Below are 11615 nucleotides of genomic sequence, written 5' to 3' on the forward strand. Positions count from 1 at the left end.
AATACGGCGCCAGGATTTTAATTTTTTTGCCATACTTTGCCGCTCGTTCGACTAGCTCACCGACTATATGAAAAAAGATGACGCATTCCCTGCCCGGGGGATCGAGCTTTGGGGCGGACTGGAAGGAACGGTCAACCGCGTGCGCGATCAATATTTCAGCCAGATGGACCAGAACGGACACGGCAAGCGGATGGGCGACCTGGACCGCTTCGCGGCACTGGGCATCACCGCAATCCGTTACCCTGTATTGTGGGAGCTCACGGCTCCCGATGGCATTGAAAACGCCGACTGGACATGGGCGGACGAGCGCCTGCCGGCACTGCGCGACCTGGGCGTCAACCCGATCGTGGGCCTGGTGCACCACGGCAGCGGCCCGCGCGATACCAGCCTTGTCGATCCCGAGTTCGGCCCCAGGCTGGCCGAATTCGCCGGCGCGGTGGCGCGCCGCTTCCCCTGGGTGGAGTACTACACGCCCGTCAACGAACCCTGTACCACGGCGCGTTTCGCCGGCCTGTATGGCGTATGGTACCCCCATGGCCGCGACGATCTCACGTTCCTGCAGGCGCTGATCAACCAGTGCAAGGGCGTGGTGCTGTCGATGCGGGCGATCCGCGAGGTCAATCCCAACGCCAAGCTGGTGCAGACAGACGACCTGGGCAAGACCTATAGCACGCCGGAAATGGCCGAGTGGGCCGACTTCTATAACGAGCGCCGCTGGCTCGCCTGGGACCTGCTGTGCGGCATGATCGACGAAGACCACACGCTGTGGAACTACTTCCTGAAGAGCGGCATTCCCGCCGAAGACGTGCTGTGGTTCCGCGATAACCCCTGCCCGCCGGACGTGATGGGCCTGAACTACTACATCACCAGCGAGCGCTGGCTCGATCACCGGGGCGACCGCTATCCGGCCCAGCACGTGGGCCCGCACGGCTTTGCCGACATCGAAACGGCCCGCGCGCTGGCCACGCCCACGCCCGGCATCGGTCCGCTGCTGGAAGAAACCTGGGAGCGCTACGGCCTGCCGATGGCGGTGACCGAGGCGCACATCGACGCCAACCGCGAAGACCAGCTGCGCTGGCTGTACGAAGTGTGGAATGCGGCGCACGACGTGCGCCGCAAGGGCGCCGACCTGCGCGCCGTCACCGTGTGGTCGCTGCTCGGCTCGTATGACTGGAACTGCCTCGTCACCGAATGCCGCGGCTACTACGAAAACGGCGCCTACGACCTGCGCTCGCCCGAGCCGCGCCCCACCGCGCTGGCGCGGCTGATGCAGGAGCTGGCCAGCGGCCGCACGCCGTCGTCGCCCGTGTTGCAGGGCCTGGGCTGGTGGCGCCGGCCGGGCCGCTTCCTGTGCCCGCCGGTGGCCACCAGCGCCACCGTGGCGGCACTGCCGGCGGAGCGCCACCACGCGCACCGCCCGGTGCAGCCGATCCTGATCAGCGGCGCCACCGGCACGCTGGGCAGCGCCTTCGCCCGCATCTGCGAGGAGCGCAACCTGGCATTCAAGGTCCTCACGCGGCAGGAGATGGATATTGCCGATCCGGCTTCGGTGGAAGCCGCGGTGCGGCTGCACCGGCCGTGGGCCATCATCAATGCCGGCGGCTACGTGCGGGTGCACGACGCCGAGCAGGACTCGGGCCGCTGCCTGCGTGAAAACGCGCACGGGCCGGTGGTGCTGGCCAATGCCTGCGCGCGCCACGCGATCCGCCTGCTGAGCTTCTCGAGCGACTTGGTGTTCGACGGCTCGAAGGGCGCCGCCTATGTGGAAAGCGACCCTGTGGCGCCGCTGAACGTGTATGGCCAGAGCAAGGCGGAAGCGGAGCGGCGCGTGCTGGCGGTGAATCCCGACGTGCTGATGGTGCGCACCAGCGCATTCTTCGGCCCGTGGGACCGCCATAACTTCGTGACGCAGGCGCTGCAGGCGCTGCAGGAAGGCCGCACGTTCACGGCCGCCAGCGACTTGGTGGTGTCGCCCACCTACGTGCCGGACCTGGTGCAGACCTGCCTCGACCTGCTGATCGACGGCGAGCACGGCATCTGGCACCTGTCGAACGGCGAGCCGGTATCGTGGGCCGACCTGGCACGGCGCGTGGGCACGCTGGCCGGACTGGACGATGCGCTTGTCGATGCGCTCGTCGATGCGCAGCCGGCGACCGCGCTGGAAGGCCAGGCGCCACAGCCGCGCTATTCGGCGCTGGCCAGCGAACGGGGCACGCTGCTGCCGACGCTGGACGATGCGCTGCAACGCTACCTGAAGTCGGTGGAAGAAGTGCGGCGCCAGGGCGACACCCATGTGGGTGCCGCGCAGGCGGCACACTACGGCAGCAGCTGATTTCGCTGCAGGGCGCCCCGTTGCAGGGGCACCCTGCGGTCACCCCGCGGCGCGCAGGTGCCGCGCCAGGTCCGCCAGCCGGTATGGCTTGCCGACGAAATCGAAATCCCGCAAATCCGCCGGTTCGCCCTGCAGCGCCTGCTGCGGGTAGCCGGAAGCGATGATGATCTTGATGCCCGGCCAGCGCTCGCGCACGATGCGCGCCAGTTCCAGCCCGGTCAGCCCGTTCGGCATCATCAGGTCGGTGAACAGCACATCGACGCCCGTATCGATCGTGCCATGCTGTTCCAGCAGGCGCAGCGCGGCCACGCCGTCGGGCGCGCTCAGCACATCGTAACCCATCGTTTCGAACAGGTCGCAGGCCACCGCCATCACGAGCTGGTCATCTTCCACGACCAGCACGCGCTCGGCATGCGGCTTCGCCTCGGGAGCTTCTTCGATGCCGCCCTGCTGCGCCGGCAGGAACACGCTGATCGCGGTTCCCTTGTCCAGCTCGGTGCGGATCTGCACGTCGCCGCCCGATTGCGTGATGAACCCGTAAACCTGCGACAGGCCCAGGCCCGTGCCCTTGCCGACCGGCTTGGTCGTGAAGAACGGCTCGAACGCGCGCATCAGGACTTCCGGCGTCATGCCGGTACCGGTATCGCGTACCGTCACGCGCACGTACTCGCCGACCGGCAGCGTGCCCACCTCGTTCTCGGCGAGCCGCACGTTGCGCGTTTCCAGCGTCAGCGTGCCGCCGGCCGGCATCGCATCGCGCGCGTTGACCACAAGGTTCAGCAGCGTGGCTTCGAAGCGGGCTTCGTCGACGACGATGCTGGCCAGCCGCGGGGCCAGGTCGAAGATGAACGATACCTGCGGGCCGCTGGCGCGGCGCAGCACCTGCTCGAAGCTGCCGATCAGCGCATTGGCCTGGTGCAAGGCGGCCGACAGCGGCTGCTGGCGCGCGAACGACAGCAGCTGCTGCGTCAGCAGCGCGCCGCGGTCGATGGCGCGGCGCATGCTGTCGAGCACGCGCAGCGTGGTGGGACCCGGCTGCTGCGCATGCATGATGTCGACGCCGGAGGACAGCACGGCCAGCAGGTTGTTGAAGTCGTGCGCCACGCCGCCGGTGAGCTGGCCGATGGCTTCCATCTTCTGCGCCTGGAACAGCGCGTTGCGGGTCTGCTCGAGCGAGGCGGCCGTGGCGCGCTGCTCGGTCACGTCGCGCGTGATCTTCGCAAAGCCGATCAGGGTGCGCTGCTCGTCGTGGATGGCGTCGATCACGGCATGGGCGAAGAAGCGCGTGCCGTCGCGGCGCATGCGCCAGCCTTCGCTTTCATAGCGCCCTTCCCGCGCGGCCGTTTCCAGCGCCCGCTCCGGCGTTCCGGCGGCGCGGTCCTCGTCGGTGAAGAAGCGGCGGAAATGGCTGCCGAGCACTTCCTCCTGCGAATAACCCTTGATGCGCTGCGCGCCCACGTTCCAGTTGGTGATCTCTCCCTGCGGCGACAGCATGTAGATCGCGTAATCGGTCACGCCCTGCACCAGCAGGCGGAAATGCTGTTCGCTCTGCCGCAGCGCCTCCTGGGCGGCGCGGCGATCGGTGATGTCGCGCGTGATCTTGGCAAAGCCGAGCAGCTCGCCGGCGCCGTTGCGGATCGGGTCGATGACCACGCTGGCCCAGAAGCGCGTGCCGTCGTTGCGCACGCGCCAGCCTTCGCCTTCGAAGCGGCCTTCGTCGCGCGCCGCTGCCAGCGCCCTGGCGGGAAGGCCGGCGGCGCGGTCTTCCTCCGTGTAGAAACGGGAGAAGTGATGCCCCATGATCTCGTGCGCCTTGTACCCCTTGAAACGCTCGGCGCCGGCGTTCCAGCTGCTGACATAACCTTCCGTATCCAGCATGTAGATCGCGTAGTCGCTGATGCTGGCGACCAGCAGCTCGTAGCGCTGCTGGAAGTCGGGCAAGACAGGTTTGCGGGGCGGGGGCAGCGACGAGCTGGTGAGTGAGTTTTCGCTCATCGGGTCTTTCGCTGTGGATTATTATGCGGCGATTGTACCGCCAACCGTGCGAGCATATGGGGGACACACGCGCGGCATCGGGCCTGTTCAGGACACGGAGGATTGCATGTTGCAATACGGCTACACCCTGGTACTCCCGGTGCTCCTGTCACTCTGGACCGCGCCGGCCGCCGCCCAGGCAATGCCAAGCGTTGCCGTGACGTCGACCCGCGATCCGGTCGACAAATCCTATCGCCGCATGATCCGCGGCATGGACCGCTTCGCACGCGAAGCGCCGGCGCTGGCACTGGGTGCGGCGCTGCGCTTTCGCCTGCTGCCGCGGCTGCCCGGCACGCGCATGGAAGACATCGAGATGAAGGTGGTGGGCGACACGCTGGGCCTCCCGGTACCGGTCGACGCCGACAATACCTTTACCCTGGCGCGCGACGAACGCGCGTGGCGCGAGGACGCGGCGCTGGTGGCCAACCGCCGCACCGCCAGCATGACGTGGCGCGCGGAGGTGCGCAGCCCCGGCGTGCCGGAAGGGATGCGGCGGCTGGGCGACCTGCGCCTGGAATGCCGCGTGGGCATGGAAGCGGGACTGGTATCGAACAACGCGCACCTGTTCGCGTGGCTGGGCGAGCTGTTGTCGAATCCCGACCGGGTGTGCGAAGACCCGGATGGGCGCTACCTGTTCTTCACCGCGCGCCCGGTGTTCGCGATGACGCTGCATTCCGGCGGCGGCGGCGCCGTGCCGGCACCGCTGCGTTCCGTGTATGCCGGCGGCAGCGTACAGGCGGCGGACCTGCCGTATTGCGATTGCCAGGTGCTGCTCGACCGCGCCTTCCACGCGCCGATATGGGACCGCGCCTGGCCGGACGACACGCTGCTGTCGTTCGAATACATGGATGATCCGGCGCCGGCGGGTGCGCCCGCGGTACCCGGCGTGACGGCCGGGCAGACCCGCGAACAGGTGCGTGCCCTGCTCGGCCCCGGCACCACGGTCGCGTTCCGGGATGGCCGCGAAGCCTGGCTGTATCCCCGCTCCGACGACCGGCACTCCGAAAGCAGGCCGGAATACCTGGTGCTGTTCGATGCCGGCGGACTGGTACTCAAGAGCCGGCTGCGCGGACGTACGCTTCCTTAAAAGTACATGCGCCGCTGGCGCAGATCGTCCACGACCGGCACGATGGCCAGCAGCACGAGCGTCAATGCCAGCGGCACCGTGGCCGCATAGCCCAGCCGCGCGAAGCCGATGGCACCGGCCACGCCACCGGTGAAAAAGCACAGCGCGAGCGTGGCAAGCAGGCGCAGGCGGTCCCGGTTCGCCACGACCGGCGCCGCGCTGCCCGCGCGGTTCGGGTAGAGCGCCTTGCCCAGCTCGATGCCGATGTCCGTCATCATCCCGGTGACATGCGTGGTGCGGATCTCGGCGTTCGAGAGCTTCGTGATGACGGCGTTCTGCAAGCCCATCATGAAGCACAGCAGCGTGACCGTGGCGGGCACGATCACCAGCGCTACAGAGGCCAGCCATGTCCCGAGCATGCCGAACGCCAGCAGCAGCACCGCTTCGAACAGCAGCGGCAGCGCATACAGGCTGTGCAGCTCGCGCCTTCGCGCATAGTTGACGATCAGCGCGCAGCTCGCCGCGCCGGCGACGAAGGCGGCCAGCACGCCGAGCCCCGCCACGGCAAGGCCGAAGGCGCCCGCCGCCACGTCGTCGGCCATCGCGGAGACGATGCCCGTCATGTGCGAGGTGTACCGGTGAACGGCGACATAGCCGCCGGCATTGGCCGCGCCGGCCACGAAGGCGAGCACCATGCCGAGCTGCCGGTTGCCGCGCGCCTCGCGCTGGCGGCCGGTGAGGCGGCGGGCATAGTTGATCGGCATCCGGAACTCCGCGCAAAAGCCCAAATTACACCCGTGGCCGGCTGCCGGTCAACAGTCGAGAGATGGGACTAGGCAAACCCGCAACAGGGCTGCTATAATTGCGCGCCTTGGCCTGGTAGCTCAGTTGGTAGAGCAGAGGATTGAAAATCCTTGTGTCGGTGGTTCGATTCCGCCCCGGGCCACCAAGATTCAGGAAAACGCCGACCCATGCAGGTCGGCGTTTTTCATTCCGCTCACGGAAAGCCGGGTTCCTGCCGCAACATGCATGACCGCGCGCGCAATGCTCAGGCGAGCAGCCGCAATTCGACCCGCTCGATGACATCGTGCACATCTTCCGGCGGCACGGGCGGGCTGAAAAATAACCCTGTCCGATGTGACAGCCATGGGCGAGCAGCCAGTCCATCTGTTCCCTGGTTTCCACGCCTCGGCCACGATGACCATGTCCAGGGCGATTCCCATGGCAATGATGGCCTGGGTGAGCTTCCCCGCGTTCGGATCAGTCAGCATGGTCTGCACAAAGGACTGGTCGATCTTCAGGCACTGCAGCGGCAGTTGTCGCAAGTAACTGAGCGACGAATAGCCTGCGCCGAAATCGTCCAGCGAAGTGGAAATGCCACGATCGTTAAGGGATCGCAGAACGCTCTGGGTCTGGCCTAGATCGCGCATGACGCACGACTCGGTCACTTCGATTTCCAGCTCTGTTCCAGTTCAGCCGGAATCGTTCCATCCGGCGCAGCTTGCTGCATGGCCGTCACTCCTCCTTTTCCGTGGCATCCGATCCGGACGGCCAGGCAGTCCGCGCCGAGAAGCGCAGGCGCCCGCCGCGACACGGTGCCGACATCCACCGGGCAAAAACCGCGACCGATTTCATTGGATTTGTGGCAGAACCCATAGTTCCCGCGGCTTTACCGACAGGCGGCCAGCCGCCTGGTCGCCTGTCGGCAAGCGGAAGATTGAGCATCGTTGTGCCTGTGGCGATTTCACCCTGGTCCGCCAGGAGTTCAGCGGTAGTTGAAACGCCACCTTCGGGTGGCGTTTTTGTTTGCGGAACAGGAAAGCCTCCTGCCCGTTTCCCACATGCGTTCGCCTGCAGTAAGGCGACAAGACCGGTGAGCGAGCTGGTTCGGCGAGCAATCTAGATCGTGCCCTGCCTTCCTCCGGTCTTGCCGGGAATGACAACGCTGTCCAGGTCATCGTCGACATGCTCGAACAAGGCCGGAGCACTCTGCAGGAGCGCCTTTTGACGCTGGCATCCAGGTTGCTTGCATTTCTGGCCATCGCGCAATTCTATATAGGCGGGGCAATTTCTATAGTCATGATCAACGCAGGGCATATTGCCTCCCAGGATGTTGATTGTTACGAGGTTGTTGCAGGATCCAGTCTATACCCACCGCTGGCGGCTTGCATGAATCACCTCCCTGGGGGATCCGGGTCCGCTCTGCCGCGGCGCCTGGCATGCTCGACACGATGCTTCATTTCCCTGCAACTGAAAATTCATTTCACAATGTGGACTCTCGCCGCGAGACAAACCGTTGCCTCATTCCATTTCTTGAATAGTTATTTCACATCATGGAACTTGCATGATAAGTCTTTGTTTCATATCAAAATAAATTTAGTCATCTGTCTTATATAAGACTCACATCCTCACCGAAAAACGACTATTCTGTGTACATGGAGTTTTGCTTTATTCACCGTTCCCGAAACCGGACAGTGAGCAGGCCCGACCACACGAAGATACGATTTTTTGATCCTTTTATCTACCCGGGAGATTCACATGCCACAGTATCAAGACGATATCCAAGCCATCGCTGCCCTGAAGGACAAGGAAGGCAGCGCCTGGAACGCGATCAATCCCGAGTCCGCCGCACGCATGCGCGCCCAGAACCGGTTCAAGACGGGCCTCGATATCGCCCGGTACACGGCGAAGATCATGCGCGACGACATGGCGAACTACGATGCCGACTCATCGAAATACACCCAGTCGCTCGGCTGCTGGCACGGCTTCATCGGCCAGCAGAAGATGATTTCGATCAAGAAGCACTTCAACAACACCGACCGCCGCTACCTCTACCTGTCCGGCTGGATGATTGCCGCCCTGCGTTCCGAGTTCGGCCCCCTGCCCGACCAGTCGATGCACGAAAAAACGGCCGTTGCCGGCCTGATCCGCGAGCTGTACACCTTCCTGCGCCAGGCCGATGCGCGCGAGCTGGGCGGCCTGTTCCGCCAGCTGGACGGGGCCGAAGGCGCCGCGAGGCAGGCGATCCAGGAGCAGATCGACAACCACGTCACGCATGTCGTGCCGATCATCGCCGACATCGACGCCGGTTTCGGCAATGCCGAAGCCACCTACCTGATGGCCAAGCAGATGATCGAGGCGGGTGCCTGCTGCATCCAGATCGAGAACCAGGTTTCCGATGAAAAGCAGTGCGGCCACCAGGATGGCAAGGTCACCGTGCCGCATGAGGATTTCCTCGCCAAGATTCGTGCCGTTCGTTATGCGTTCCTGGAACTGGGCGTGGACGATGGCCTGATCGTGGCGCGGACCGATTCGCTGGGTGCCGGCCTGACCAAGCAGATCGCCTTCACCCGCGAGCCCGGCGACCTGGGCGATCAATACAACTCGTTCCTGGACGTGGAAGAAGTCTCGACCGAGTCGATGAACAACGGCGATGTCGTCATCAAGCGCGACGGCAAGCTGGTGCGCCCGAAGCGCCTGCCGAGCAACCTGTTCCAGTTCCGTGCCGGCACCGGCGAAGCACGTTGCGTGCTGGACTGCATCACCTCGCTGCAGAACGGCGCCGACCTGCTGTGGATCGAGACCGAAAAGCCGCACATCGCCCAGATCGGCGGCATGGTGAGCGAAATCCGCAAGGTGATTCCAAACGCCAAGCTGGTGTACAACAACAGCCCGTCGTTCAACTGGACCCTGAACTTCCGCCAGCAGGCCTACGACAGCATGAAGAGCGAAGGCAAGGATGTGTCCGCGTATGAGCGCTCCAAGCTGATGAGCGTCGAATACGACGGCACCGAACTGGCGATCGCCGCGGATGAAAAAATCCGCACGTTCCAGGCCGACGCCGCGCGCGAAGCCGGCATCTTCCATCACCTGATCACGCTGCCGACTTACCATACCGCGGCACTGTCGACCGACAACCTGGCGAAGGAATACTTCGGCGAGCAAGGCATGCTGGGCTATGTCGCCGGCGTCCAGCGCAAGGAAATCCGCGAAGGCATCGCCTGCGTCAAGCACCAGAACATGTCGGGTTCGGACATCGGCGACGATCACAAGGAATACTTCAGCGGCGAAGCGGCGCTGAAAGCCTCCGGCAAGCACAACACGATGAACCAGTTCTGACATGCCGGGACCGGCTTGAACAAGGCACCGGTCCCTTGTCATCCTGCCCGTTGGCCGGAGATCCCGGACAACACGGCAGAGGATTGAACATCCTTGTACCGGCAGCCCGATTACAAGCCGGGCCGCCAGGAAAAACAAAACGCCGCCTTCGGGTGGCGTTTTGCGTTGCGCCATGGCGTTACACTGCTGTCCTGTCGACGACGGAGCAAGCCATCATGATGAACAGTCTTCCCCACGGGTTTCACGCATTGGTCATCGGCGCATCGGGCACGATCGGGGCGGCCTTTGTCGACCTGCTCGGAAATTCGCCGCGCTGCGCATCGGTCCAGGGCCTGCATCGCCGGTCGATGCCGCCCATCGACTTCGCCGACGAACACAGCGTCGCCGAAGCGGCACGCGTCCTTGGCGGCAGCAGGCGCTACCACCTGATCATCAATGCGGCAGGCATCCTGCACAATGAAGGAATGATGCCGGAGAAACGCCTGGCCGACCTGAATTACCCGCAGATGCAGGCAACCTTCCAGGCGAACACCTTCGGCCCCGCGCTGGTGATGCGCCATTTCGTTCCGCTGCTGGCCGGCGAGCGCGCGATCATGGCCATGCTGTCGGCGAAGGTGGGCAGCATCGGCGATAACCGGCTGGGTGGCTGGTACAGCTATCGCGCTTCCAAGGCCGCCCTCAACATGCTGGTCAGGACCGCCGCGATCGAAGTCGCGCGCACCCGGAAAGACAGTGTGCTGGTGGCACTGCATCCGGGCACCGTGAACTCACGCCTGTCGCAACCGTTCCGGGGCGAGACCATCGGGCGACCCGCCCAGGATGCCGCCGCCGACATGCTGCGGGTAATCGATGCGCTGGCGCCTGCCGACAGCGGCTCGTTCCGGTCCTATAACGGTGCGGAACTGCCCTGGTAGGGGGAGGCGGCCACCGTTCCGCGGCGCGCAATTCGACCGCGCCCCGCGTTACAGGCGGGCCAGCAATTCGGCCTTCTTCGCATCGAATTCGGCGTCCGTCAGGATGTTCCGGCTGCGCAGTTCGGCAAGCTTGTCGATCGTTGCGAAAATATCCGAGTCCTTCGCATTGCCCGTGGCGCCACGCTGCGGTGACACACCCGGCGCTGCTCCCTGTGCCGCCGGCGCTGCCTGGCCCGATGCCTGAGCCGGCGCGTAGCCTGCCCCGGCTCCTGGCCCAGATCCTGCTCCTGATTCCTGCACCACGCCATCGACAGACACGATCGGCAGGCGTGCCACATCGATCAGGCCATGCTGGCTGTTGAAGCCGAGCGAGCCGCCATACGATTGTTGCTGGGAAAAGCCGCCGATCTGGTGGTCCAGCGTGTCGTAGATCGTGACCCTGCCGTTGACTTCGATGGCCAGGCGGCGCGCCTGTGCGAAGTAGGCATACCGCACGCCGTTCTGGGCGCCGGTGCTGTTGGGCCAGCGCAGGTCGGCCCCCCACCAGTCCACATTGCTGCCGGGCGCGGGCGGCACGAACAGGCTGGCGCCGCCGGCGGCCCCGCCCTGCCCTGCCCCGTAATGCGTTCCGCCGGAATAGCTGTCCTGCTGCTGCCCGCCCTGGCTTTGCGACTGGAAGCTGCCGCTCCGGAGCAGGTCGGGCTGCGCCGTGACCAGCTGCGACAGCTCGGAACACAGGTTGCTCACACTGTTCTTGAGGTTGTTGTTGAACATGTCGGACACCATCGTCATGCCGCCGCTCATCCATTGGCCGGAGCCGGAGAATTCCGGGTGGTTGAATTGCGCCATCCTGCCATTGCCGTTGATGACCGATTGCAGCATGCTGAGGACCGCATCGGTGCTGTATCCGTAACGCCTGGCAATGTCGTCGATGACCTGCTGCCCCGCTGGAGAAAGTTGTTGCATGCTCGTTTCCTGACGTTGAATTGATTGCTGCCGCGGAGATCGCGCCTGACGACGGGCCAGGCACCTGACCTTATGACCTTAACAAGATAGCACGCCGGCCCGCCTTTCTTCGGCACCGCCGTGGTCAATCCGGTACGGCGCGAACAGGCCGCGCCGGTGCGGCAAAAATACTGGCATCCTTATT

The 11615-nt window shown here is 64.9% G+C and carries 8 protein-coding genes and 1 tRNA gene; 5 read left to right on the plus strand and 4 right to left on the minus strand.

The window, feature by feature from the left end; translation table 11 throughout:
• The first annotated feature begins 67 nt into the window (after window positions 1-67).
• Window positions 68-2332: a sugar nucleotide-binding protein gene (locus GJV26_RS10180; protein ID WP_155708715.1), complete on the plus strand. Its 2265-nt coding sequence runs from the start codon at window positions 68-70 to the stop codon at window positions 2330-2332.
• Between the two features lie 39 nt (window positions 2333-2371).
• On the opposite strand, the gene GJV26_RS10185 is transcribed toward GJV26_RS10180, so the two are convergent.
• Entirely contained in the window at window positions 2372-4327 is a 1956-nt protein-coding gene (locus GJV26_RS10185; RefSeq protein WP_155708716.1) for a hybrid sensor histidine kinase/response regulator, read from the minus strand.
• Window positions 4328-4433: 106 nt separating this feature from the next.
• Between GJV26_RS10185 and bamE the strand changes: the two genes are divergently transcribed.
• On the plus strand, window positions 4434-5453 hold the full coding sequence (bamE, locus tag GJV26_RS10190; RefSeq protein WP_155708717.1) for an outer membrane protein assembly factor BamE domain-containing protein: 1020 nt from the start codon (window positions 4434-4436) through the stop codon (window positions 5451-5453).
• Here the strand turns inward: bamE and GJV26_RS10195 are convergent.
• Window positions 5450-6196 (minus strand): YoaK family protein, encoded by a 747-nt coding sequence (locus tag GJV26_RS10195; protein ID WP_155708718.1) that lies wholly within the window; start codon window positions 6194-6196, stop codon window positions 5450-5452. The genes bamE and GJV26_RS10195 overlap by 4 nt on opposite strands.
• A 109-nt stretch (window positions 6197-6305) precedes the next feature.
• On the opposite strand from GJV26_RS10195, the gene GJV26_RS10200 reads away from it, so the two are divergent.
• Window positions 6306-6381 (plus strand) — tRNA-Phe (locus GJV26_RS10200).
• A 4-nt stretch (window positions 6382-6385) separates the two neighbouring features.
• On the opposite strand, the gene GJV26_RS10205 is transcribed toward GJV26_RS10200, so the two are convergent.
• Window positions 6386-6892, minus strand: a complete 507-nt coding sequence (locus GJV26_RS10205; protein ID WP_443094237.1) for an EAL domain-containing protein — start codon at window positions 6890-6892, stop codon at window positions 6386-6388.
• Between the two features lie 1078 nt (window positions 6893-7970).
• On the opposite strand from GJV26_RS10205, the gene GJV26_RS10210 reads away from it, so the two are divergent.
• Complete coding sequence (locus tag GJV26_RS10210; RefSeq protein WP_155708720.1) at window positions 7971-9551, plus strand: isocitrate lyase; 1581 nt, start codon at window positions 7971-7973, stop codon at window positions 9549-9551.
• Between the two features lie 218 nt (window positions 9552-9769).
• On the plus strand, window positions 9770-10465 hold the full coding sequence (locus GJV26_RS10215; RefSeq protein ID WP_216643207.1) for an SDR family NAD(P)-dependent oxidoreductase: 696 nt from the start codon (window positions 9770-9772) through the stop codon (window positions 10463-10465).
• A gap of 48 nt (window positions 10466-10513) precedes the next feature.
• On the opposite strand, the gene GJV26_RS10220 is transcribed toward GJV26_RS10215, so the two are convergent.
• The gene (locus tag GJV26_RS10220) at window positions 10514-11431 is read right to left on the minus strand and encodes an SHOCT domain-containing protein (RefSeq protein ID WP_155708721.1); all 918 of its coding nucleotides are present in this window, start codon (window positions 11429-11431) and stop codon (window positions 10514-10516) included.
• Window positions 11432-11615: the final 184 nt, after the last annotated feature.

This window comes from Pseudoduganella dura (genome assembly GCF_009727155.1).
GTDB lineage: Bacteria > Pseudomonadota > Gammaproteobacteria > Burkholderiales > Burkholderiaceae_D > Rugamonas > Rugamonas dura.